This is a genomic window from Xenorhabdus cabanillasii (assembly GCF_003386665.1).
In the GTDB taxonomy this organism is placed as follows: domain Bacteria; phylum Pseudomonadota; class Gammaproteobacteria; order Enterobacterales; family Enterobacteriaceae; genus Xenorhabdus; species Xenorhabdus cabanillasii.
Genome location: NZ_QTUB01000001.1, coordinates 284,909 through 309,656, shown reverse-complemented (window position 1 = coordinate 309,656; position 24,748 = coordinate 284,909). Strand labels below are relative to the sequence as shown.

At 44.4% G+C, this 24,748-nt stretch carries 19 protein-coding genes and 2 pseudogenes; 7 read left to right on the top strand and 14 right to left on the bottom strand.

The window, feature by feature from the left end; genetic code table 11:
* Positions 1–362 precede the first annotated feature (362 nt).
* From BDD26_RS01585 to BDD26_RS01555, 6 genes and pseudogenes are all read right to left on the bottom strand, one after another.
* Positions 363–1,403 carry an IS630 family transposase gene (locus BDD26_RS01585; RefSeq protein ID WP_115825370.1) on the bottom strand — a complete coding sequence of 347 codons (1,041 nt, stop codon included), beginning with the start codon at positions 1,401–1,403 and terminating at the stop codon, positions 363–365.
* A gap of 325 nt (positions 1,404–1,728) precedes the next feature.
* Positions 1,729–2,490: an IS5 family transposase gene (locus tag BDD26_RS01575; protein WP_115825368.1), complete on the bottom strand. Its 762-nt coding sequence runs from the start codon at positions 2,488–2,490 to the stop codon at positions 1,729–1,731.
* Between the two features lie 154 nt (positions 2,491–2,644).
* Positions 2,645–3,445, bottom strand: a complete 801-nt coding sequence (yigL, locus tag BDD26_RS01570; protein WP_115825367.1) for a sugar/pyridoxal phosphate phosphatase YigL — start codon at positions 3,443–3,445, stop codon at positions 2,645–2,647.
* A gap of 54 nt (positions 3,446–3,499) precedes the next feature.
* A complete protein-coding gene (pldB, locus tag BDD26_RS01565; RefSeq protein WP_038264613.1) occupies positions 3,500–4,495 on the bottom strand; it encodes a lysophospholipase L2 in 996 nt (331 codons plus the stop codon).
* A 65-nt stretch (positions 4,496–4,560) separates the two neighbouring features.
* Positions 4,561–6,387 (bottom strand): ATP-dependent DNA helicase RecQ, encoded by a 1,827-nt coding sequence (recQ, locus tag BDD26_RS01560; protein ID WP_115825366.1) that lies wholly within the window; start codon positions 6,385–6,387, stop codon positions 4,561–4,563.
* Between the two features lie 68 nt (positions 6,388–6,455).
* Positions 6,456–6,604: pseudogene (locus BDD26_RS01555) on the bottom strand (phospholipase A); the annotation flags it as partial.
* Between the two features lie 205 nt (positions 6,605–6,809).
* Here BDD26_RS01555 and BDD26_RS01550 point away from each other — a divergent pair.
* From BDD26_RS01550 to BDD26_RS01530, 5 genes are all read left to right on the top strand, one after another.
* The gene (locus BDD26_RS01550) at positions 6,810–7,295 is read left to right on the top strand and encodes a thioesterase family protein (protein ID WP_115825364.1); all 486 of its coding nucleotides are present in this window, start codon (positions 6,810–6,812) and stop codon (positions 7,293–7,295) included.
* A gap of 530 nt (positions 7,296–7,825) precedes the next feature.
* Positions 7,826–9,730: a type VI secretion system Vgr family protein gene (locus BDD26_RS01545; RefSeq protein WP_115825363.1), complete on the top strand. Its 1,905-nt coding sequence runs from the start codon at positions 7,826–7,828 to the stop codon at positions 9,728–9,730.
* A 38-nt stretch (positions 9,731–9,768) separates the two neighbouring features.
* On the top strand, positions 9,769–10,188 hold the full coding sequence (locus BDD26_RS01540) for a DUF1795 domain-containing protein (protein ID WP_115825362.1): 420 nt from the start codon (positions 9,769–9,771) through the stop codon (positions 10,186–10,188).
* Between the two features lie 13 nt (positions 10,189–10,201).
* Complete coding sequence (locus tag BDD26_RS01535) at positions 10,202–14,641, top strand: RHS repeat-associated core domain-containing protein (protein WP_115825361.1); 4,440 nt, start codon at positions 10,202–10,204, stop codon at positions 14,639–14,641.
* Between the two features lie 10 nt (positions 14,642–14,651).
* A complete protein-coding gene (locus BDD26_RS01530; RefSeq protein ID WP_115825360.1) occupies positions 14,652–15,554 on the top strand; it encodes a hypothetical protein in 903 nt (300 codons plus the stop codon).
* Positions 15,555–15,671: 117 nt separating this feature from the next.
* On the opposite strand, the gene BDD26_RS19340 is transcribed toward BDD26_RS01530, so the two are convergent.
* On the bottom strand, positions 15,672–15,848 hold the full coding sequence (locus tag BDD26_RS19340) for a SymE family type I addiction module toxin (protein WP_147298993.1): 177 nt from the start codon (positions 15,846–15,848) through the stop codon (positions 15,672–15,674).
* Positions 15,849–16,103: 255 nt separating this feature from the next.
* On the opposite strand from BDD26_RS19340, the gene BDD26_RS01525 reads away from it, so the two are divergent.
* Together BDD26_RS01525 and rarD are read left to right on the top strand one after the other, a co-directional pair.
* Positions 16,104–16,910, top strand: a complete 807-nt coding sequence (locus BDD26_RS01525; protein ID WP_115825359.1) for a hypothetical protein — start codon at positions 16,104–16,106, stop codon at positions 16,908–16,910.
* A 300-nt stretch (positions 16,911–17,210) separates the two neighbouring features.
* The gene (gene rarD, locus BDD26_RS01520; protein ID WP_115825358.1) at positions 17,211–18,101 is read left to right on the top strand and encodes an EamA family transporter RarD; all 891 of its coding nucleotides are present in this window, start codon (positions 17,211–17,213) and stop codon (positions 18,099–18,101) included.
* A gap of 73 nt (positions 18,102–18,174) precedes the next feature.
* Here the strand turns inward: rarD and BDD26_RS01515 are convergent, their stop codons facing one another.
* The 7 genes and pseudogenes from BDD26_RS01515 to BDD26_RS01485 all read right to left on the bottom strand — a co-directional run bounded on the left by BDD26_RS01515 (position 18,175) and on the right by BDD26_RS01485 (position 24,735).
* Complete coding sequence (locus tag BDD26_RS01515; protein WP_115825357.1) at positions 18,175–18,480, bottom strand: helix-turn-helix domain-containing protein; 306 nt, start codon at positions 18,478–18,480, stop codon at positions 18,175–18,177.
* A pseudogene (locus BDD26_RS01510) lies at positions 18,470–18,789 on the bottom strand (type II toxin-antitoxin system RelE/ParE family toxin). The gene BDD26_RS01515 and the pseudogene BDD26_RS01510 overlap by 11 nt, the downstream one beginning before the upstream one ends.
* A 222-nt stretch (positions 18,790–19,011) precedes the next feature.
* A complete protein-coding gene (corA, locus tag BDD26_RS01505; RefSeq protein ID WP_115825356.1) occupies positions 19,012–19,962 on the bottom strand; it encodes a magnesium/cobalt transporter CorA in 951 nt (316 codons plus the stop codon).
* Positions 19,963–20,172: 210 nt separating this feature from the next.
* A complete protein-coding gene (gene uvrD / locus BDD26_RS01500) occupies positions 20,173–22,338 on the bottom strand; it encodes a DNA helicase II (RefSeq protein WP_483409847.1) in 2,166 nt (721 codons plus the stop codon).
* Positions 22,339–22,403: 65 nt separating this feature from the next.
* Entirely contained in the window at positions 22,404–23,120 is a 717-nt protein-coding gene (gene yigB, locus BDD26_RS01495) for a 5-amino-6-(5-phospho-D-ribitylamino)uracil phosphatase YigB (protein ID WP_038267200.1), read from the bottom strand.
* Positions 23,120–24,034, bottom strand: a complete 915-nt coding sequence (gene xerC / locus BDD26_RS01490; RefSeq protein WP_038267197.1) for a tyrosine recombinase XerC — start codon at positions 24,032–24,034, stop codon at positions 23,120–23,122. The genes yigB and xerC overlap by 1 nt, the downstream gene beginning before the upstream one ends.
* Positions 24,031–24,735, bottom strand: a complete 705-nt coding sequence (locus BDD26_RS01485) for a DUF484 domain-containing protein (RefSeq protein WP_170140356.1) — start codon at positions 24,733–24,735, stop codon at positions 24,031–24,033. The genes xerC and BDD26_RS01485 overlap by 4 nt, the downstream gene beginning before the upstream one ends.
* Positions 24,736–24,748 lie beyond the last annotated feature (13 nt).

Sequence of the window (24,748 nt, the reverse complement as noted above, 5' to 3'; positions counted from 1 at the left end):
TTTTATATCGAGCTTCATTTTATCTACTCGAGTAGATTTATTATGGAAATTAAAAATTATAATTATTTTTATAATCCAGAATACTAAGATAAAAATTATTTTTTGCAAGATACAAAAAATAGACATCTTATATTAAAATTTATTTAATGATAATGAAAAAACATAAAAAAAAGATATTTATAAAAATATAATAACTCCCATTTACCAATAGAAAACATTCTAAAAAAATCAGAATAAAACATTAAAACCTAACTAATCAAAAATTAGATTATTTTAATAAACCCATCCTCCAACACACTCATTTGAGCAATTTTTAACCAAAAAAAACATATGACATTATCTTTATGCGTATAAATAAGTTTTCATAATAGTGATACACCCATTTTTCTCATTCCCGGTTGTTGCCCTGATGAAAATGCGTTAATAAACGCTTCAACGCATTTCAAGAGTTGCCACATATACTGACAACAATGATTCCGTGTGACGGTTTCATGCAATGATTGCCATAGGCGTTCAATCTTATTTATCCATGGCGAATAGACCGGTAAAAACAACAAATTAAATTTAGGATTTTGTTTTAGCCATGCCCTGACTTTCCGGCTTTTATGAATGCCATAGTTATCTAAAATCAACGTGATGTTTTTTGCATGGCGATATTGGCCATTCAGTTCCTTTAACATGTTGATAAATAAATCAGAATTTTTCTTTATACCGCTGACATAAGTCACTTGGCCTGTTTGGGCGTCAAGGCAGCCCGCGAGGTAGTGTTTTTGATTTTTTCCCGGCGTCATGACCCGTTTTTGTTGCCCTTTCAGACACCAGTCCGCCCCGATTTTTGGGTTAAGGTCAATATCGACTTCATCTTCGTAAAAAACAGGATGTGGTTCTGACACGTTGGATAAAGCTTCAGTGATTTTTGCCATTTTTTCGTCATACTCAGGATCAGGCTTTTTTACGGTAGGTGCTGCCCTTCGCCAGACAATACCGACCTGACAGAAATAACGATAGAACGTACTTTGCGAAAGCGACAAACAGAATAATTCATTGATTATTCGAGTAATCAGCTCAATGCTCCAACGTGAACGCAGACAGCCAAAATCCTGTGGGGAGTGCTGTAATAAGAACGACAGCAAACTAAAAAGTGGTGCTAAATTCCAGATAGCAGGTCTTCCTGACGGTAAACTTTTTAATCCTTCCAGCCCATATAATGTAAACCAATTTATCCAACGATTAACCGAAGAACGTGAACAATGAAGGGTTCTGGAGATGGCAGAAACGGTCTTGCCTTCATGTAACATTAAGAGTGCCATGAGTCGGCGTGCATAATCTTTATCCCGGGTTTTATGAATAAATTTTTTCATCTGACGTCGTTCACTTCGGGGTATGGGTGCTATGATTGGCATTACTCAGTCCATTTTGGGATTTTTTTGATTTGGCGATTAATCAGATCGCAAAAACCGGGCTGAGTTCCCTTCAAGTGATCTACTATTTTGAAAGCTTATTTATACATATTTTAGAATTCTCTTCTAATAAAGATACCAAAGCCAAATTAAAAACTATATTTAGGAAAAAAATATGTTTAAAAATAAGAAATTTTTCCTAAAATTAAATAAATTAACAACACTATTATTTGTAGAGCATAGATAAAATGTTAAAATCAGTGGGTATTCTTATATCAAAACAAAAAATTATCGTTACTAGGGCGTGTTGACGTTTTGTATTCATCATTTACTCGACCCACATGGGTAGCCATATCATGACAAATGCCAGTGCCAATGTGCTGGCGTAATTTCGCGCCAATTTATCGTATCTTGTTGCGATTGCACGAAAATGTTTGATTCTGGCAAACGCATTTTCGACTAAATGACGATAACGATATAAACCCTTATCAATCTTTTTATCCGATTTTCGATTATTTTTTCGGTAGGGAATAACCGCTGTTGCCCCTTGTTGTTCGATATCATTTCTGAATGCCTGACTATCGTACCCCTTGTCAGCTATCACAAAGTCCGAAGGCGGTGACTGCACCACCAAATTTTCCGCATGAACAATATCGTGAGCTTGCCCCCCGGACAATTCAAAATCAACCGGCAGTCCATAACTGTCTACGGCCAAATGGATTTGAGTTGAGCGTCCTCCCCGGCTTTTCCCAATCGCTTCATCTTTCTTTGATGCTGCGCCTGAACTGTGTTGATGAGCGCGGACAATACTGCTGTCAATGAACAGCCATTCCGTATCAGAGTCTTTAGAGAATTCTTTGAATAATAAATCAAAAATACCTTTCCTTGACCATTCATTAAAACGCTTAAAGACCGTATTCCATTTCCCGTACTCAGAAGGCAGTTCGCGCCAAGGGATCCCGGTTCTCATTCGAAAAAGGATACCTTCAAGAGCCAGGCGATGTTCTGGTTTATGATAGACGAGCCTGCTTTGTAGCATGAATAGGGATAGCTTATCCCACACAGGATCTGATAACATTCGTCGTAGCATGATAGTTCTGGTTAAGGGTTTTTTAGCGCAAACAAGGATACCAAATTATCATGCCGTTCAAATTCCCTTCATCAAATGTCAACACGCCCTAATATGAATGCAAAAAAACAGCACCCATCAGGGTGCTGTTTTCAATTGATTACTTAAATGAATATCAAACCCGATACATTTTCTGCAAATAACACGAAACCGCATCATCGGCATTAGAGCCTATCACTTCCATGTCCGGCAAAATGTCTTTCAGGCGCTGATGGGCACCCTGCATAATGCAACCTTTACCCGCGACGCTCAGCATTTCCAGATCATTCATTCCATCACCAAAAGCAATACAGTCACTTAATTGATACCCGATGGATTGGCAGACCTGCGCCAATGCTTCCCCTTTGGATACGCCTCCTGACATTACTTCCAGACAATTTCTTAGAGAGAAACTCACGTTTACTTTATCTCCCCAGCGCGCTTCAATTCTCTCTTCCAGCTGAATCAAATAATCATGATCTTCACTGGTATAATAGACCTTACACACACCATCAACAGGAAAATTCTCATGTTGGAAAAGCTGATAATGGAAATCAGACACCTTAAAAAATTCAGTTTGTTCCGAGCTTTCACGGTTAACCCACCACTCATCATTATTATAGTAGTTGGTCAAAACGTTTGGGTTATCAAACTCCAGCAAACATAAATCACGGGCAATTTCCGGTGCCAGATTATGGCTGAACACCAATTCTCCCTGCGTATTATGCACTCTCGCCCCATTCGATGTGATCATGTAAGCATTAATGCCCAATCCATCGCGGATCTGCCCTACATCAATGTGATGACGCCCTGTCGCAAAAATAAAATGAATCCCTTTATCTGTCAGAAGATTCAAAATTTTCTTAGTATACGGCGTTAATACGTGATCGGGAGATAACAGTGTGCCATCTAAGTCTGAAGCAACAACATAGTACATGGTTCAAATTCCTAAGCGATACCCGCATCTTTCTTGAAATCTATTGGGTATAAATCAGTGTTGATCAAAAAAATCACAAATCGCATTAAGGGCCTGCGCCCGTAATACATCTTTTTCGAACAGGATTTCATGGTGTGCCCCTTGGATAACCAGAGGATTATGTTCTTCTTTTCCCGCTCCGGCTTTTTGACGCGCTTCGCAAAAAGCCAATAACTCCCGATTACTAATTACCTTATCTTCACTAGCTTCTAAAACAATAAGTGGTGTCTGAATTTTTCCTGCATTTTCAATTAAGTTATCTCCCGTTCGCATGCTTTCACGCATCCAACGGTAAGTCGGCCCTCCAAGGCGTAACTTAGGATAATCAACATAATAGCGTAGATACCGCTGATAACGTGCATAGCTATGAGTTAACAGGTTGATAAAATAGGGCAATGGTCGCCAATGCCCTGTTGATATCGCATATCTGTTACGTCTTTTAGGGTAAGGTTCTGCCTGGTTGACCAGAAAATTTGCCAACCAGCGAGGCATTGGTAAGTTAATACCAAACATGGGTGCACACAGTGCCGCAGCACAAAATATTGATTCTTGGCGTAATAGAAGAGAACTCAGTATGGCCCCGCCCATTGAGTGAGCGAGGGCATAACAGCGATGCGATTGAAGTGGAACGATTTCTAATTCGATGAATTTTGCTAAGTCATCCACATAGTGTTCAAATGCTTCAACATGTCCTTTTTGAGGATCTGTCAGCATTCTGCCTGAAAGCCCCTGACCGCGATGATCAATAATAAGGATGTTGTAGCCCAGATGGTAAAAATCGTAAGCCACTTCCGGGTATTTCATATAGCTTTCACTACGACCCGGAGATATCACCAATGTCTTATCATGATGGGGCGAACAGAAAGAGACATAACGGATAGGAATATTATCAACGCCTATAAATTCCCGTTCGTCTCTGGTATTCCAAAAATCCAGTAATAATCCATTCGTAAACGCAGAGAACTGAGGTTCGCGGTTTAACCAGCTTGCTTTCAATATCTCAGGCGGCATTTATCATCCTCTATATCCGTCGTCTTTCCAGTTATTTTTTATTTGTTGACTACGGTTGACTGCGGTTATTCAAATCCTTCGAAATGATCACGGATCAGTGCCATAAAGGCATCACCAAAACGTTCCAGTTTACGCTGCCCGACCCCGTTAATAAGCAGAAGTTCATTGGGTGTTATTGGACACTGTTCTGCCATTTCAATCAGCGTTACGTCATTGAAAACGACAAAAGGCGGAATATTGTTCTCATCAGCAATGGATTTTCGCAATTTCCGCAGCTTAGCGAATAACTTACGATCATAGTTTCCACTGTATGATTTGTTTTGTTGATTTCTGCTTTTTGGACTTTGAATTCGAGGCACAGCAAGCTGCAAAGACACCTCGCCACGCAGAACAGGCCGTGCCGCTTCCATCAGTTGTAATGCAGAATAATTGGCAATATTTTGGTTGATTAACCCCAGATGGATAAGCTGACGCAGGATGCTCATCCAGTGTTCCTGACTATGTTCTTTGCCAATACCGTAAACGGGCAATTTATCATGCCCGAACTCCCTGATACGTTGATTATTAGCACCGCGCAACACTTCTACAATATAGCCGATACCAAATCGTTGTCCAACGCGGTAGATACAGGACAAGGCTTTCTGCGCATCGACTAAACCATCATAACGTTTCGGTGGATCAAGGCAGATATCACAGTTGCCACAGGCGGTTTGCTGGCTTTCGCCAAAATAGTTGAGCAATACCAGGCGTCGGCAGGTTTGCGCTTCAGCAAACGCCCCCATGGCATTAAGTTTATGGCGCTCAATATCCTGCTGTTCGCCAGCGGGTTTTTCTTCCAGACAACGGCGTAGCCACGCCATATCTGCCGGGTCGTAGAACAGTACTGCTTCAGCTGGCAGACCATCCCGCCCTGCACGCCCCGTTTCCTGATAGTAAGATTCAATATTACGGGGAATATCAAAATGCACGACAAAACGTACGTTGGGTTTGTTGATCCCCATACCAAACGCAACTGTCGCAACAACTACCTGCAAATCATCCCGCTGGAAAGCATCCTGCACCCAGGCACGCTGATTGTTCTCCAGCCCCGCATGGTAAGGAGCGACACTCAATCCCCGTTTTTGTAGTCGTTCTGCGGTCTCTTCCACTTTGTTCCTGCTGTTGCAGTAAATAATCCCGCTTTTTCCTTGCTGGCTACGAACAAATGACCAGAGTTGATCAAGAGGTTTATATTTTTCAACCAATGTATAGCGAATGTTAGGGCGATCAAAGCTGCTGATATGAATGATGGGATCACGCAACTCCAACAAGCGAACAATATCCTGTCGGGTGGTCTTATCTGCTGTGGCTGTCAGTGCGATAACAGGAAGATCAGGCAAGCGTCTGCGCAGTTGTCCAAGCGCACGATATTCCGGCCGAAAATCATGTCCCCACTGAGAAATACAGTGCGCTTCATCAACTGCCAGCAAAGCCGGATGCCAGTCATGTAAATGATCGAGAAAGTTATCAGTTACCATCCGTTCCGGTGCAATATAAAGCAGTTTGATATTTCCCTGACGGCAACGCCGGATAATATCGAATTGTTGCTCACGACTTTGAGTTGAGTTTAAGCACTCCGCTTCTATGCCATTTGTTCTCAATTGATCAACCTGATCTTTCATCAATGAGATCAATGGAGAAACGACCAGCGTCAACCCATTTTTGACCAAAGCAGGGATCTGATAACACAACGACTTACCGCCACCTGTCGGCATAATAACCAGACAATCACGGTCATCAAGAACGGCGTCTATTACCTGCTGCTGTCCGGGACGAAATTGCTGATATCCGAATGTTTTTCGTAATATTTGTTCAGCCAGCGATGCCGTGCTGATGACTTCTGCGGTAGACACGCCTTTCCTCAATTATTGAAATTATTTATTCAAAGCTATTTATTTAAACGATTTACATATAGAAGCTATTACAGTATATCATTCAGCATGGCATTGATGCCAAATTGGGTCTGCTTGAAGTTGTCATCAATTATCGGCTCACCATGCCCACTAAATACTTGTGTATAAAAGCGAACATGTTTCGACAATAGGTAATCCAACCCCGCTCTCCACCACCATTAACCACTGCTTGTTTATTGCTGAGACATTCTAAACACGAAATGAGCATTTTTTATAGCAACTTTTTCTTCAGAAAATTGTTTTTTCGAAGCGCTTCTCAGACTGGCAAGCTGGAAAATAAAAGCATAAACTTAACAAGTTATTAACCAAAAATAACTATCTAATATCAGTAAATTTATTTTTTAATTTTCAGGAAATCCAATATGGAAACGATACAGCAACCAACCCAACCTTTAACACAAGAAGAGGCGCGTAAATTTATAGGTGAGGTGTTTGTTTATCATATGCCATTCAACCAACTCTTGGGGCTTGAATTGGTTCGTTTTGAAGAAGACTACGCAGAGCTTCAGTTTTTCAATCAAGATAAGCTGATGGGTAATATAATCCAGAAGATCCTGCATGGTGGCGTTATAGCTTCAATACTTGATGTTGCTGGAGGCTTGGTCTGTACTGGCTGTGCATTGTCCACGATGAAAGTCATTACGATGGAAGAGCTACAAAAGCGCCTGCCTACAATAGGTACTATAGATCTGCGTGTTGATTACCTGCGTCCCGGACGTGGTGAAGTATTTACTGCCAGCAGTAATATCATTCGTGCCGGAAATAAAGTATCTGTCGCCAGAATAGAATTGCACAATGAAAAACAGGTACATATCGCCAGTGCAACAGGGACTTATCTGATTGGGTGATATTCAATATTCTTAAATATAATGTTCTGAATTCTGAAATAGGGGGATGTGATAAAAAACACATTCCTTTTTTGCAAGATAAACCCGCCAATTATTAAATTATGATTGAACCTGAAATATTAATTCCCACTAATTTCTTGTCAATTTATCACTTTATTTAGAAATACTCGTGTCATTTTTCAGTTATTTTATAATTCCATCATGTTGAATAAATAACACATTCCTATCTCACTACCCGCAGACAAGCACTTTGATTTTCAACACCATATTTTGTTTTTAATTATTTGATTTATATAAATTATTGAGTGATTGCAATCACATTGCAGTGACTATTTTTCATACTAAATAAACACCTGCTATATCTTGTAGATTATTATCTGAGCGACAAAAGTTTAAACAATACAGTTCCTGATCGCCCTCAATATTCCCACATTAAATATTCCCGGCGAATCGTTGGTTAAAAGAGAAATTAAGGATAACAGCTACCCAAATATCGCACCAATAGCGACATTAAATAAGGACGAAAAATTATGTCACTGAAAAAGAGCATTATTTCTCAGAAGAGCCGGCAAACTGGCGGTAATTCATCCGGCGGACTTCTGTTCACTCTGACCGCAGGCAGCCTGCCACCCCAAACTTTTGTGGTCACTGATTTCGCGCTGACAGAGGTTTTTTCACAACCTTTTCAACTGAATATTGGTCTGGCAAGTGCTGATCCGGCTATCGATTTTTCTACTGTGCTCGATCACACGGCCACCCTCACGATTTTGCAGGGAGAAACCGAACAGCGCAACATCAGTGGCATGGTATCCAGCTTTGAACAGGGAAGTACCGGATTACATCAGACCACCTATCAGATGACTATCCGTCCGGATTTATGGCGTACAACACTGCGCCAAAATTCACGTATCTTCCAACAGCGGGATATCGTGACCATTATCACCACCATTTTAAAGGAACACGGCATTCGTGATGTGGTATTTAGTTTGCGCCAGCCACATCCAGAGCGTGAATTTTGTGTGCAATATCAGGAAAGCGATTTCACTTTCATTCAGCGTTTAACGGCAGAAGAGGGCATTTTCTACTTTTTTGAGTGTGGCAACGGGCGTAATACGCTGGTCTTTGCCGATGATGCTGGCTCAGTACCGTTGGGTATCGAACTTCCCTACCAACCCAGTGAACAAAGCTCTACCGGTGATGTTTCTGTCAGTAGTATCACCAACCGCGCGCAGGTCCGGCCGGCACAGGTACAACTTAAGGATTACACCTTTAAGAATCCGGCCTGGGCAGCAGAATTCAGCCAGCAAATGAAAGAGGACAATCTCCAGAAGCTCTATTACGAGCATTACGATTATCCCGGACGCTTCAAAGATGAACAGCATGGTGCGGCTTTTACCCGCTACCGGCTCGAAGCACTGCGCAACGATGCGATGACAGGACATGGCAACGGCTATGCCATCGCCATCCAACCGGGGCGGCTCTTCACCCTGACCAACCATCCGCGTGAAGAATGGAATCAACCGTGGCAGGTGATTTCCGCCAGCCATACTGGTTATCAACCACAAGCGTTAGAACAGGAAATCAGTGGCAGCGGTACGACACTGAACAGCCAGTTTAGTTTTATCCGCCAGACCCAGACCTGGCGCCCTTCTCCACTGCCAAAACCCATCGTCGATGGGCCGCAAATCGCCAAAGTCGTCGGCCCTGCCGGAGAGGAAATTTTCTGTGACCAATATGGCCGTGTCCGCCTCCAGTTTCCGTGGGATCGTTATGGCCGCAGTGATGATCAAAGTTCTTGCTGGATACGTGTTACCCACCCGTGGGCAGGACAGGGTTGGGGGATGCTCGCCATTCCCCGTGTCGGTCAGGAGGTGGTGGTTGATTTCTTACATGGGGATCCAGACCAGCCTATCGTTATCGGCAGAACCTATCACGCCAGCAATATCCCTCCCGGCGGCTTACCCGGCAGCAAAACCCAGATGTCATTTCGCTCCAAAACCCATAAGGGAGAGGGCTATAACGAGATGCTGTTTGAGGATGCGAAAGGCAGTGAACGACTTGCCCTGCATGCGCAGAAGGATATGAATACTACCGTTTTGAACAATATGTGCACCACTGTCCTCAACGACTGTACCATGCAGGTGAAACACGATCACACCGAAAGCATCGGCAACAATCAGGTGATATCGGTGCGTAAAGATCGCATCAAGGAAGTGACCGGCGAAGAAACCAGCACCATTCACGGCAAGCGGCAAGTTACGGTGGAGAAAAGCAGCCAGTTAAGCGCCAAAGAAGACATTTCTATCCAGTCTGTCAACGGTGGCATCCAAGTCAGCGCAGGCGGTGCCAGTATCACGCTGGATAAAGAGGGCAACATTCATATCACCGGCAAAAACATCATTATCAACGGTAAGGATCAGATTCAGCTGAACTAAACCATGACGATAAAAACAGAGTGATAAAGGAAGCACCCATGAGTAAACAAATCTACCAGATGAATGAAGGAACCTTAGCTATACCCGCTGGCTGGCGTGATGAGTCAATGCAGGTATTTGTTCTGCCGGATGACAGTGGCGTCAATTTAGTGATTAACCGCACACCCGTGCCGATGGGCTCTGACCACACCGCCTACTACGCCCAGACATTGACTCAGTTTGAAACCCATCTCCCCGGCTATAAAGAGCACCAAAGGCTGGAGATAGAACTCAGCGGTGCACCCGCCTGGCGGCTGGACTACCAATGGCAAAGCCCGGAAGGTGAGATGCACCAGACTGTAGTACTGCAAATACGGGGCAATTTGCTGCTGGCTTTTAACCTGACTTCTCCACAGCCGTTTGAAGAAGGGCAGCGTAACGCTCTGCTGGCAATAGTCAGTAGTTTTCAGGCGACCTGACAGGGGGTCAGTTATGGGACTGATGGATGAAATTGTCACTCGCACTGCGCGGGTGGGTGCAACCCATGCTGGCAAGCAACTGCAACCAGCGGCACGAGAATTAGGCCCTGCGGCTGCACGTATGGGAGATCCTATTCAACACAAAAGTTTTTTAGGAGCACTTGTGGGTGTCATTGTGGGAGCGTTGATCGGTGCCGCGATTTTTGGTGCGGCGGCATTTTTGATCGGCGCAACAGGCGGCTTGGCTGTGATAGCTGTTGGCACTCTGGCCACATTTGCTTTTGGTGATCTCATCAGTAAAGCCAGCTCGGCAGTCACAGATGCTATCGAGAGTTGTAACCCGCCAGCCGGGGTGATTGCCACGGGTTCACCTAATGTCTTTATTGAAGGCAAACCCGCGGCACGGGTGGAGTCAGACACAGCAGCTTGCAAAAATCATCCAGCACCCCGCATCGCTCAGGGCAGTGAAAGTGTATTTATCAACGAAAAGCCCGCCGCGCGGATCAAAGATAAACTGGAGTGTGGCTCAACTATCAAAGGTGGTGCAAGTAAAGTCTTTATCGGCTCAGGCCAAGGCACCTATCTTGAAATACAGGAAGAGTTTCCAGCCTGGCAGCGGGCTTTGCTCGTTGCGGTGGAGTTTATTATCCCACCATCACGAGGCGCCATAAAAGGCTTTGCAAAACTATTGACTAAAACGGGCCGGAAAGCTGTTATTGACGGTGCCAAAGCAGGTGCTGAAAAAGCGGCCCAAAAAATCAAAAATCTCCCCGGAAAAATCACTAACAACATCAGTTGTGCCAAAAACGCTTTCAAGCAGAATAAAGGCCTGAAGCGTTATACGGAAAGCGTCAAGAAATTCTTTACAGGTGATCCGATAGACGTGACCACCGGCACTCTGTTTGACCAACGTATTGATATCGAGTTAGGGCAGACAATACCGCTGCAATTTATCCGCAGCTGGTCTCCCGGCCATCGCGGATTGCTGGGGGAAAACTGGCTGGATAACTTCTCGGAATGTGTGCTTATCACAGGCGATCGGATAGAAATTCTGACGACAGAAGGCGCCTCACTCCTCTTTGCCCTGCCAGCCAGTTACGACCACAGCATTAACCCTGAACACCCCAATTTCAAACTGAGCCGATATAAGCAAGGGCTTATCCTGAGTGATCGCGACCGCTTAATCAGTAAGTATTTTACTTTCCCCGCTACTGTCTTCCCTGCAACCACGGAAAGTGATCCAGACAAAGAGAGTACCCAACGTTTGTGGCTGAGCGAATATCGCGACCATAACGATAACACCATCCAGTTCCATTACAGTGAACGGAATCAACTGATAAAAGTTACCCATAGCGATGGCCCTGAATTAGCGTTGTTGTATCGCGAAGATGGATTACTGGAAGAGATCCGTCGTACCGATAATGGCCTGAATGAAATGCTGGCGCGTTACGGCTATCACGATAACGGCTGGCTGGCCGATGCAGACAGTACACAGACCTATCACCTGTTTTATGAATACAACGAGCAAGGACTAATCAGCCGCTGGTCTGATCATGATCAAACGGCGGTGGATTACGTCTACGATCAACAGGGGCGCTGCATCTATAGCGTGGGTTCTGGAGGGTTCTATCCGGTTCATCTCTCCTATGAACCGGGCATCACCCATTCAACCACGCCACAAGGTCACACGACAACCTGGCATTACAATGATGAGCAACAAGTAACACAGGTGGAAACACCGTGCGGCAGCATCACTCGCTATGAATACGATGAATGGGGAAATTTGCGCCGCCAGATTTTACCGAAAGGTGAAATTCTTACCTTCGACTATCTTGCTGATACCGGATTAGTGACTGCCTTTACTAATGCCCTCGGCGCAACATGGCGTTATCACTATGATGATGCCGATCGCCTTATCAGCATGACGGACCCACTCGGACAAGTCTGGTGGCAGCAATATGATGATAAAGGCAACCCTGAATGTTTTATCGCACCGGATGGACACAAAACCACTCTGACGCGGAACGAATTTGGTCTGGTCACTGCCATAGAAGACAGTGACGGCAACAAGCGCAGTTGGGAATATGACCGTCATCAACGCCTGACTAAACTGTTTGATGAAGAGAACCGCAGCCTGCAACTGGGCTATGACAGTCAGGATCGCCTGCGACGCATGACCACGGGTGGCGGCGCACTCTGGCGCTGGGATTACGATCGCCATCACCGCATTTCTTTAAGTGACCGTCCCAATAACAGTATCGAACGTTTCCGCCATGATCGCCACGGTAATCTGACCGAATGGACGGACGCTCATGGAGTAAAATGGCAGATTGAATACGGGCCATTTGATTTACCTCTCGCACGTGTGGATGGAGAAGGAAACCGCTGGCAGTACCGTTATGACCCCGACAGTCTGCAATTGCTGGAAGTTATCACACCACAAGGCGAAAGCTACCGCTATACGCTGGATGCAGACGGGCGGGTGATTACCGAAACCGACTATGCGGATACCCAATGGCACTACGCTTATGACCTCAACGATAACTGCACTGAAAAACGCGATGCGCTGGGCAATATCACTCGCTATGAATACGATGCCGCACAACGGCTGACAGCCGTACATACGCCGGAAGGAACTACCCGTTACCGCTATGACATTATTGGCCGTCTGCTGGAAGTCACTGCACCTGACATCCTTCCTTTAATATTCGAATACGATGAACAAGGCCGCCTTATCCGGGAAACCCAGCCACACGGGGAAATTCGCCGCGAGTATCCCGACAACACTACAACAGAAAGGCAGCTCCACACACCCGATGGCCGGCTCTGGCAGGCAAAAACCGCGGTTAATAAAGTTGGGGAACTCAGCTTACTGGCAATCAACGGAGACCATTCTCTGACCGTTGAGCGGGATAAGGATGGAAACGAATGGCATCGCCAGTCCGATAAGGGTTTTATCCTGCGACAGGAACACTCGTTAATGGGGCTGCTCACTTCCCAACGTGCCGGACGTAACACCGAGTTTTTTGCTGCTCATGAAGTGGCCGATATCCCGCAACCCACATTGGCGGGGTTAGATCGCGAATATCGTTACGATGATGCACTTAATCTGGTGGCAGCGAATGATGAACGGCAGTGGCTGCGTTATATGGTTAATGGTAATGGACAAGTGACCTCAGTCAGTGACGGTGATCGATTACGGGAACATTATCAATATGACACCTGCGGTTATCCAGCCCGACGTTTCGATGGCGTCAACGAGGTGGACGGGGAGCGGCTGTACCAGAAAGGGCACCGGCTGCGCCAGCTCGGGCAACACCTGTTTGAGTATGACGACGCCGGCCGGATGACCGCCATGCAGCTGTGGCAGGACGGCCACCGGCCGCAACTGACCAAGTTCCGCTGGAACAGCCAGAACCAGCTGATTGGGGTGATGGCCCCGGGCGGCCAGCACTGGACCTACCGCTATGATGCCTTCGGGCGGCGCACCGAGAAAGTGAATGAACAGGGCAATATGCGCACCACCTATCTGTGGGACGGCGATGTGCCGGCGGAAATCCGCGAATACCGGCACAACCGGCTGTACAGCATACGGCATTTAGTTTTTGATGGCTGGCAGTTGCTGGCGCAGCAGGTGCAGTTTTTTAGCCTGAACCCGGAAAACCGCCACGAGCTGGTCGCCGGAGACATCCAGACCCAGTACGCGGTCTGTGCCCCGACCGGCGAGCCGCTGGCATTGTTTGATACCGCCGGGCACCGGGTCTGGCGCCAGCCGCCGCAGAGCCTGTACGGGCTGCGTCTGGGGGTGTTGGGGGAAAATGCGGAACTGAATCCGGGGAACCAGTTCGCCGGGCAGTGGCGGGATGAAGAAAGTGGGCTGGTCTACAATCGGTTCAGGTATTACTCGCCGGTTGCAGGATGTTACCTGACGCCAGATCCAATCAAATTAATGGGTGGAGTTAATCTCTACCAATATGTACCTAATCCGCTAATTTGGATTGATTCCCTAGGATTAAGTGGTGTTTATATCTTTATAACGAAACTGGGAAATCGGTATATTGGCATGGGAGATCGTCGTCGTTATATGAAGTCTACACGGTGTCGTACAAAACAGGATGGTAGCTACAGTGCAACACAGACTAATTTAGGTAATGGTAAAACACAACAGTCTTATTATGATGCAGCTATTGACAAAGGAATGCACAAAGATTTAAGGAGCATAGCCTCTCAACATGGAGTCAGAGCGAAAGATTTTGCAGAAATGGTTGAATATCGTCTGATGGAGTTACATGGTTTCCGTTTTCATAATAATTTTAATCTATTGAATGAAAAAAACTCACCTGGTGCAACTAAATTTAAAATTTCTAGTCCAACAGTACAGCATGCAGTTAACACAGAAGCTTGTGATATTTTATATAACTTTCTTGGGCTTAATTCAGGTATTGGGAGGTAGGATATCTATTATGAGCGAATTATTACTCTCTGGTCTGATTGATAACAATCATCATAAATTCCCTTATCAAGGCTTTTATAATATAATGAGGATACCTGAATATTATGGTAAAATACAATTTACCTGTGCTGCTGGTATTTTCCATGATTATGCTCATCTAATAGCTGACTATAATTGTGACATTGTTAATATTGTAGGTCTGGACTCAGAAAACTTTAGATTTATATATGAAAAAATACCTCAAATAGAGAAAATATATAATATCAGTATATCATCTGAGAATAATGACTCTATAGATAAAGGCTGGAATCTTTTTGATTTAGAAAATTTTATAAATCTAAAATCTTTGTCAATATTTTCATTTGATTCTTTTCCTAGCATAGATCTCTCATCTCTCAGAAACTTAGATAGGTTTATTTGTCAATACAAGATAAATGGCCTTGACTTAAATGATATGTATAGCTTATCACGCCTAAAATTGTTTGATTTTAAAGAGTCTAATTTTGAAAAAATTAGTAAAATTCACTCACTAAAAAAATTAGCTATAATAAACACTTCCATAAAAAACTTTGACGGAATAGAATCTTTAGAAAACCTTGAAATGCTATACATAGATAAAGCCCGCTCTTTGAGCGATCTCAAAGGAGTTATTAAAATTAAAAATATAAAGCATCTTTGGTTTGGCTCTCATATTAAAAATTCTGATTGGGGGTTCATAAAAGAAATGCAACAATTAAAATCTCTTCATGTCGAGAAAGCAGAAAATATTTACTTTTTAAATGAACTACCTAATCTTGAATTTTTTAGTGTTACTAAAATAATCAATGGAGATCATAACTCTATAATAGAACATAAAAAAATAAGAGATAATATAGGAAAATATTATGGCATGAAATTTCCTTTTATTATTTAACCTGAATTCTGGATAAGGAATTCGGGTTATTTAATAAATTACTATTTAAAATATCGCTTAATGATTATGAGTAAAAAACCAGAAAAACCCGATCCACGTGATATTCTGGCCTTTTAATTATACTCCAATCACCTCCCGCATCCTAAGTTTAATTTCACTGAGCTGGTCTTTTTGGCGCTGTACTGCTGCTGGATAGCCGCGTATGTCGTCGCTGTCAGGAATCAGTACCAGACAGTCGTCCATAATTTTAACGATGAGTGTGCCGCCAATATCAAACCCTGCCTGTTTAGCCACTACCTCTTAAGGTGTTCGCAGGCGGCGGGTTGGTTTGGCCTGCCGTTTTGCGGCACGTATTCCAACCACAAATAACCCAAATCACCTATTAACACCCTTTCACTCTGGGTATATGATACCCCTACTTATAACAAACCGTGCTGCATCAGCCGTTACACAGCACTCATTTCAATAACCACAATTCCGGCAATACAAAAAACCACAACAACTTGTTTTATAAAGTCATTTATTGAAACACCAACCAGAGAACTAGCCATGATCCCAAGAACCAAAGCAGAACAAGAAATCCTCGCAGGGAAACCCGTCTCTGCCGTTGTCTATATCTGGTATCCCTGCCACAGATTTGTTGTAGGACACGCCTCTATTTATATCGGTGGAGTCCCAAAATGCCCCTGGCCAATTGGGGTTACAGAAGATTCAACGCCGTCAAATTCCACTCCAGCAAGCCCCATACCACCAAATGAAAGAAGACGTTCAGCTTCTTCCATTTTTTCAAGACATGAAAGAAGCCCTTCAGGGGGTTCTATCTTCTCACGGGGTGCCGGCTCTCCTGTTCCTTACAACGTTACCGAAAGAGATTGGCCTTCAACATCTGCACTGCGCCCAACAGATAATAATTATGTCAGTTTCTATTCTGACCCCAACAGGCCTCGGGGAGGTTTATCATTTGCAGGAACCTTCGTTAATATTCAGAAAGATTTTATAATACAACCCCATCTGGAATATTTGCTTATCAACTTAGATGTTGAAAAAATGCAGGAAAAAAAGAATGAAATCTATATTGGGAAAACATATGGCAATTACCATGTGAGCCATAGTTATAGTACTTTCAGTAAAAATTGCGCAACAATCGTTGCCAGAATATTAAAAGCGGGTGGTGTGGAAAGTTTATTAAACCCAATTCAGAGAATAGGATATGGAAAAAACATCTACTGGACTCCAAAAGACATTGCACAACTATGTAATGAATTGAGAAATAACGATCTTGCGGTCAAAATACGAGGACTGGATTGCCCTGATAAATCTGAATTACCAATTAGAACGATAATGGGATTCAGGTAATTTGATGATGTAAATGTGTAAACTTCACTTACCAAGTTAGAACATTTTTATATCCTATCTGATATTCAAATTACTTATGTAAAAAATACATTATTCAGTCTAATTTAGAGTATTGTTTCAAAAATAAATATTAAATCAGCATAAAAACCTGATAATATGGATGGAAAAATTTTATTGATTATTTACATCATTAACTTCTTGTAAATTGCTTAACCCAATGACACATTGTACGGCTCTATGGGCTAACATCTAACAAGCTCTTCTCGTTTTCTGAACACTCTCTGAACATTCAAGGATATTATGAACAAACCACAGACAGCCAAAGGTATCCTGTATGCCTTAGGTGCCTACCTGATTTGGGGGTTAGCTCCCATCTACTTCAAGAGCATACAATATGTTCCTCCCGATGAAATCGTATCGCACCGTGTTATATGGTCTGTATTTTTTATGGTGCTGATGCTGACAGTAACTCGTCACTGGCGTCAGGTCCGGGTAGTTATCCGTCAACCAAAGCTCTTGCTATTGTTAGGTTTTACTGCCTTCACGATTACTAGTAACTGGCTAACTTATATTTGGGCAGTCAATAATAACCATCTCATTGAAGCAAGTCTGGGGTATTTTATTAACCCTTTGGTGAGTGTGTTACTTGGTATGATGTTTCTTGGTGAGCGGTTCCGGCGTATGCAGTGGATTGCCGTGGCTTTAGCCTTTACAGGAGTACTCATCCAAGTCGTGCAATTTGGCTCTGTACCTGTGGTTGGTCTGTATTTAGCGACAACATTTGCCGTCTACGGTTTGATCCGCAAAAAGCTGGGGGTGGATGCACAAACGGGCATGTTAATTGAGACAGTCTGGGTATTCCCTGTCGCTCTGAGTTACCTGCTGTTCTTCACTGACAGCCCAACCAGTAATATGTTGGATAATACCTATTCCTTGAACCTGATGCTGATTGCTGCCGGTATTATTACGACTGTGCCACTGTTGTTCTTTACCGCAGCAGCTGCACATCTGCGTTTATCCACGCTAGGTTTCTTCCAGTATCTTGGCCCAACCATAATGTTCTTGTTAGCGACCCTAGTTTATGGTGAGAAGATTGGGCCAGATCGTTTGATCACTTTTGGTTTTATCTGGGCTGCCCTGATTCTGTTTACGCTGGATGCGCTTTATACACAGCGTCGTTTGCGGAAATAAATCGTATTATTACTGAACTGACCCGAAACTGTCTTGGTATAGGGTCAGTTCTTGTTGAAAAAGAAGAATAGATTCAAAATAGGCGAAGTTCGCCATCTTCTGAGCTTATTTTCAATGAAGTACCACACGCCTTAGCATAGCGTTCAAGTCGGGATAAGTTCGCGTTGATTGCGTTGTTTTCCAATTTGCTGACTGCTGGTTGACTAATTCCCATCCTTTCAGCAAGTTGGCTACTATTTAAACCTGCTTTCTTCCTCATATTAATGAGAAACTCTCTCATCTCTTCTTTTTTCTTCTCAGCCAAATACGCTGATAAAACATCAGGATCTTGAAGCAGTGTAGCTTTAACGTCAGAGTATGGAATACCTTTAACTTTCATCAAGTAACTCCTTCAGTCGTTTTAATGCCAGTTCAATTTCTGAGGTTGGTGTTTTTTCACTTTTCTTGATAAAGGTACGAAGAATATAGATTTTTCTGTCTTTCTTAAATGCAAAAAAGTCCTCGATACATCTTTCCCGTTTGTCCTTAATTCAAGAAGCTGTCCTTGGATAGGTTTCGTATCTGGGTAACGCAATTCATAACCTCGCATTTCCAGCTTATCCAGTGCATTCAAAACTTTAGCTTTTATTATTTTATTTAACCGGGAAATTTCATTCAGCACTTCAAGGTGAAACTCTAGTTGGAACATATTCCCCCTCAATTAAGCATAAGCGCTCTGCCAAATTTGATAGTTCCCACAACAACTATCTGTATTAAGTGAAATTACTGAATACAGATACCACTCTAATAGATTTCAAATCGCAGTATAACGAGAGACAGCCCCCAGAAACATAGCTGACTATGTAACTGGGGGACAGTTGAAGTAGCCAGCAAAGCTGCTACTTAAAAGAAAGAATGAGGATCGGAATGATTACAGCCAGTTTTTCCGCTTAAAGTAGAGGTAAGGCGCCAGTCCCGCTGCAATCATCAGACCGATGGCTCCAGGATAGCCGAATGTCCAGTGCAACTCCGGCATAAATTCGAAGTTCATACCGTAGCTTGAAGCTACCAGCGTTGGTGGCAGGAAGACCACGGAAACAACAGAGAAGATTTTGATAATCCGGCTCTGTTCGATGTTGATAAAGCCCATTGCCGCCTGCATCAGGAAGTTAACTTTCTGGAACAGGGATTCGTTATGTGGCAGCAGGGATTCAATATCCCGCAGGATCTCACGCGCCTGTTCTAACTGGTTGGCAGGCAAACGGGCCCGGCGCACAAGAAAGTTCAGGGCGCGCTGGCTATCCATCAGACAGAGGCGCACTTTCCAGCCAATATCTTCCTGTTCAGCAAGGTTAGACAAAGCGGAATCAAATTCATCCCCTTGTTTACCGTTCATAATCACCCGGCTCAGGGATTCCAGTACGCTGTAGATATTTTCAATCACATCAGCCAACTGTTCGATCTTGGTTTCGAACAAATCCATCAACAATTCATAAGCATTCCCGTCAACCATAGTCTGGTTACGGGCGCGCATTCGGTACAATCGGAATGCAGGGAGTTCACGCTCTCGCAGTGTGTAGAGACGACCGTCACGAATGGTAAATGCGACTGTCGAGTTGCCAGCATGGTCTTCAGCGTCTTCAAAATAGAAGAATGAGTGGACGTGCATACCATCTTCATCTTCAAAAAAACGAGCCGAAGCCTCGATATCATCCAGTTCAGTGCGGGTCGCCAGGGCTTGTCCTAATTCGTTCTGGACCCGGAGCCGATCATTATCTCCCAGTCCAACCAAATCCACCCACATGGAGTCGGATAACTTATCACCTTCTTCAAGTTCGAGACGGAGCAGGCGATTATTCTCTAATTTAAATGCGTTCAGCATGTACCATAAGTCTCCTTATACTCCCTACGTTTATCGTAAGGCGCGAATGTTACGCTCATACCCGTTGTATTTCAAACTACCTCTCACAGGAGGCCAGCGTTTGGCTGGGCAAATTCGTTCCCGACGAATTTGTCATTCCCTTGCCACCGCGACGCAACTTGAAATCCATTGGGTATAGAAGAAAAAACCTGTCAACATTCGACCGGATTATTATTGGCCGGTTTCAAGTCTGGCATAAGCAGCCACCAGCCACTTGATGCCTTCACCCTGAAACGCGATTTGCAAACGGCAATGCTCCCCACTGCCTTCAATATTGATAATCGTCCCTTCACCAAATTTAGGATGGCGGACGCGTTGCCCCAGGGCATAACCGCTGTCATTAGTGCTGATCGGTGTTCCCAGCCGTTTATGATTCACCGGACGGGACACTGTTGCCCGCAGGCGAACTTCAGTGACACATTCTGCCGGTAGCTCCCCGATAAAACGGGATGGGCGGTGATACACTTCTTTTCCGTACAGGCGACGACTTTCGGCATAGGTCAGGGTCAGTTTTTCCATCGCCCTTGTCACACCCACGTAAGCCAGACGGCGCTCTTCTTCCAAACGCCCCCCTTCTTCAATGGACATTTGGCTTGGAAACATACCCTCTTCCATACCGACAATAAAAACTTGCGGGAATTCCAATCCCTTCGCCGAGTGCAGAGTCATCAACTGGGCAGAATCCTGATAGGCATCTGCCTGCCCTTCACCTGCTTCAAGCGCAGCATGGGACAAGAAAGCCTGCAATGGCATCAAATCTTCGTCTTCATCCTGATAGCTGAACTGGCGGGTCGCCGTGACTAATTCCTCAAGGTTTTCGATACGTGCTTGCGCTTTTTCGCCTTTTTCCTGCTGATACATCACCCATAAGCCAGAATCACGGATAATCCGGTCAGTCTGTATATGTAATGGCATCTCTTGTGTTTCAGTTTCCAGCGCATCAATTAACTCAATAAAACGCTGTAAGGCAGATGCGGCCCGCCCTGCCAGCACTTTTTCCTGGATCAGCATCAGACTGCTTTCCCACAGTGTTTTCTGCTGATCCCGCGCCATCTGACGCACAACATCCAGTGTTCTGTCTCCAATCCCACGCGCAGGTGTATTAACCACACGTTCAAAGGCGGAATCATCATTACGGTTTGCCACCAGACGCAGGTAAGACAAAGCGTCTTTGATTTCCTGACGTTCGAAGAAACGTTGACCGCCATAAATACGGTAAGGTATAGAAGCCTGCAATAAAGCTTCTTCTAATACGCGGGACTGGGCATTACTGCGGTACAAGATCGCACACTCTTTCAAGGCTCCGCCGTTGTCCAGCCAATGCTTGATGCGGCTGACAACATAACGTGCCTCATCCAATTCATTAAAAGCAGAGTAAAGTGAGATCGGTTCTCCTTCTCTGCCTTCTGTCCATAAGTTTTTACCCAGTCGATCATTGTTATGAGCAATCAGGGCATTAGCTGCCTTGAGTATATTGCTGGTGGAACGGTAATTTTGTTCCAAACGGATGGTTTCCGCAGCCGGGAAATCTTTGAGGAAACGCTGAATGTTTTCTACTTGCGCTCCCCGCCAGCCGTAAATAGATTGATCATCGTCCCCGACAATCATCACTTTACCGGAATCGCCAGCCAACAAACGGATCCAGGCATATTGAATGCTGTTGGTATCCTGAAATTCATCTACCAGAATATTAGTGAAACGATCACGATAATGTTGCAATATTTGTGGTTTATTCAACCACAGCTCATGGGCACGCAACAATAACTCAGCAAAATCCACCAATCCGGCACGATCACAAGCTTCCTGATAGGCCTGATAAATTTTCAGCCATGTTGCTTCCACCGGATTGCCGTAGCTTTCAATGTGCTGAGGGCGCAATCCCTCATCTTTTTTGCCGTTGATGTACCACATACCCTGACGTGCAGGCCACTGTTTGTCATCCAGATTCATCGCCTTGATGATACGTTTAATCAGACGGTGCTGATCCTCACTGTCCAGGATCTGAAAATCCTGCGGTAAGTTAGCATCCAGATGATGGGCGCGCAGTAAACGGTGAGCCAGACTATGAAACGTTCCAATCCACATGCCTCCCTGACTGGTGCCAATCAGATTTTCAATGCGGTGGCGCATCTCTGCCGCTGCTTTATTGGTAAATGTTACTGCCATCACGGAGAAAGATGAGGCATGTTCAACTGACAGTAACCAGGCGATACGGTGCACCAATACGCGAGTCTTACCGCTGCCAGCACCTGCCAGTACCAGCATATTGGTACGAGGTACAGCAACGGCTTCACGTTGTTTATCATTCAGGCTTTCGAGTAGATAAGAGACGTCCATAATTACCATCAGTTGTTAACAATGACTTTTGTCACTGTTTTTTTATACAGAATTACAGTCTGAAATTATATCAGTGCGATCAAAGAATCCAAGTCAGAAATCTCAACATGTGGAACCAGCCGACCTTCTGGTTCTTGTAACAGGTTTTTATTTTCAACATTAATCCAGCAAGCCTGCATACCACTGCAAAGCGCCCCTTCGACATCTGTCTTCAGATTATCACCAACATGCAGAATTTGATTTGTTGGCAGCTCCAATCGTTCAGCCGCCAGATAATACATGTCCGGACAAGGCTTGGAACGTCCGTCCACGCCTGCTTTCAGAACAAATTTAAAATAACGGGCAAGACCACATTCAGCAGGTTCAACATTCCCATTGGTGATCGCCACCAGCGGCATTTTTTCTGCCAGTACTGATAAGATGTTATGGGTCGATTCTGGTATGGTGATCTGATTACGCCAATAGGTGAAACATGACATAATTTCATCCGCGCCACGTATGGCTGCTTCACGGTCAAAACCGTGGTAGCTGAACATCAGTTCTGCGGACTGTCGTCGCCATGCTGTCAGATCATGGTAAATTTCTGGTTCCATCTCAAGAACAGCCTGACGGTATACATACAGATCTTCGCTGTCAAAATGGCTGAATTTGGCATCGTACTGCCTGATAAAACACAATACTTCTTTTTCGGTTTTATCGATGACTGGATGGTTATCGTAAAGTGTATCATCCAGATCGAATGTCATCGCAACAAATGGCGCGAGAGGCCGATAAAAACGCATTATGATTTCCCTCTTTTTGCTCTAGGGTGAGCCACATCATAGACTTTGGATAAGTGTTGAAAATCCAGATGGGTGTAGATCTGGGTAGACGATAAGCTTGCATGACCCAACAATTCTTGTACAGCCCGGAGATCACCACTGGATTCCAGAATATGTGTCGCAAACGAATGGCGCAGTTTATGGGGATGAATATGATTGTTTATCCCCTGACGAATTCCCCACTGTTCAAATCGTTTCTGTACATTGCGGGCTGAGATCCGTTTCCCACTTTGAGTGGAAATGAAAACGGCATTCTCTTCCGGTTCAAACAGCTCCCGCATTTCCAGCCAACGTTGCAGCCATTCCAATGCAATCCTCCCGACCGGGACTTTACGCTCTTTACTGCCTTTACCCCGCACCCAGATCTCACCATTTTCCAAATCCAGATGCTGACAATCCAGGCCAACCAGTTCAGATAGGCGTAAGCCCGCACCATACATGACTTCCATCATTGTTCTGTCACGCACAGACAAAGGATCATTCAGGTTGATATTGAGTAGTTGGTTGACTCCGTCCACATCTATGTTTTTGGGTAAGTGGTGCTTTTTGCGTGGAGTACTGACGACTTTAGCAGGATTAGCCTCTATTTTTTCCTGTGTCACCATCCAGTCACAAAAGCTGCGCAGGGAAGAAAGACGCAGTGCAAGGCTGGCAGACTGCAACCCAGCACGACGTCCACGGGTAGCGAACATTCTGACCTTAGTCGCATCAAGCGACTGCCACTCTGTTACTCCCATTTCCAGTGACATTTCTGCCAATACCGTGAGATGACGACGATAATTGATTATTGTCACCGGACTTAGACGACGCTCAACCCGCAGATGGTGCAAAAAAGCTTCTACTGGCTCAAGGAGTAAATCGATTGGCTGGCTCATACTCGTTCAATCCAACGGGACAGTAACCCCGGCAGCAATTTCACTAACTGATCCAACAGGTCAGTTCCCATTCCTTCGTGATAATGTTGTTTATCATGGCTATTGAAGATCACCATGCCCAACTCTCCCTGTTCTCCTAAAAGAGACACAGCAACTGAACCGACATGACGAGCCTGAGGCATCAACAATAAAATTTCCGGGCCGTGTAACATACCAAAATAATGGTTATTGTCTCTGAATCGTTGGATCCGGACTGGCTCAAAAGCATTGCGGGATATCGCTAAATCCGGCGTATTCAATGGGGCACCAAGAAACCACTTGTCAGAAAATAACCGGATATAGCAGTTGCTCAGACCCAGTGTTTTTGACCATAAGCTTAAACGGGAAAGAAAATCCTGCAAACTGTCGGCAGCAGAAAGTTCAGCAAGCAATTGCAACAGACGGTTAAACAATATTTCATTTTGTTTTGCTTGTTCCACCAGATGTATCAGATCTTCTTCCAGATAGCGGATTCGTTTTCTCTGACGGTTCATATGCCATTCCATCAGAGAAACACACTCACGTACTGGATGAGGAACCTCTATCCTATCGACCGCATTAGCATTGCGGATAAAAAAATTGGGGTTATTCAGCAGATAATCCACCACTATCTGATCATCCAATTCGTTTTCGGTGTGCAATGGTTTGTTTTCTTTACCCATTTTCCAATGCCCC

Excerpts from the sequence above, each read along its gene's own strand:
- BDD26_RS01585 (WP_115825370.1), bottom strand. The coding sequence starts at position 1,403 with ATGCCAATCATAGCACCCATACCCCGAAGTGAACGACGTCAGATGAAA.
- BDD26_RS01575 (WP_115825368.1), bottom strand. The coding sequence starts at position 2,490 with ATGCTACGACGAATGTTATCAGATCCTGTGTGGGATAAGCTATCCCTA.
- yigL (WP_115825367.1), bottom strand. The coding sequence starts at position 3,445 with ATGTACTATGTTGTTGCTTCAGACTTAGATGGCACACTGTTATCTCCC.
- pldB (WP_038264613.1), bottom strand. The coding sequence starts at position 4,495 with ATGCCGCCTGAGATATTGAAAGCAAGCTGGTTAAACCGCGAACCTCAG.
- BDD26_RS01550 (WP_115825364.1), top strand. The coding sequence starts at position 6,810 with ATGGAAACGATACAGCAACCAACCCAACCTTTAACACAAGAAGAGGCG.
- BDD26_RS01545 (WP_115825363.1), top strand. The coding sequence starts at position 7,826 with ATGTCACTGAAAAAGAGCATTATTTCTCAGAAGAGCCGGCAAACTGGC.
- BDD26_RS01540 (WP_115825362.1), top strand. The coding sequence starts at position 9,769 with ATGAGTAAACAAATCTACCAGATGAATGAAGGAACCTTAGCTATACCC.
- BDD26_RS01535 (WP_115825361.1), top strand. The coding sequence starts at position 10,202 with ATGGGACTGATGGATGAAATTGTCACTCGCACTGCGCGGGTGGGTGCA.
- BDD26_RS01530 (WP_115825360.1), top strand. The coding sequence starts at position 14,652 with ATGAGCGAATTATTACTCTCTGGTCTGATTGATAACAATCATCATAAA.
- BDD26_RS01525 (WP_115825359.1), top strand. The coding sequence starts at position 16,104 with ATGATCCCAAGAACCAAAGCAGAACAAGAAATCCTCGCAGGGAAACCC.
- rarD (WP_115825358.1), top strand. The coding sequence starts at position 17,211 with ATGAACAAACCACAGACAGCCAAAGGTATCCTGTATGCCTTAGGTGCC.
- BDD26_RS01515 (WP_115825357.1), bottom strand. The coding sequence starts at position 18,480 with ATGAAAGTTAAAGGTATTCCATACTCTGACGTTAAAGCTACACTGCTT.
- corA (WP_115825356.1), bottom strand. The coding sequence starts at position 19,962 with ATGCTGAACGCATTTAAATTAGAGAATAATCGCCTGCTCCGTCTCGAA.
- uvrD (WP_483409847.1), bottom strand. The coding sequence starts at position 22,338 with ATGGACGTCTCTTATCTACTCGAAAGCCTGAATGATAAACAACGTGAA.
- yigB (WP_038267200.1), bottom strand. The coding sequence starts at position 23,120 with ATGCGTTTTTATCGGCCTCTCGCGCCATTTGTTGCGATGACATTCGAT.
- xerC (WP_038267197.1), bottom strand. The coding sequence starts at position 24,034 with ATGAGCCAGCCAATCGATTTACTCCTTGAGCCAGTAGAAGCTTTTTTG.
- BDD26_RS01485 (WP_170140356.1), bottom strand. The coding sequence starts at position 24,735 with ATGGGTAAAGAAAACAAACCATTGCACACCGAAAACGAATTGGATGAT.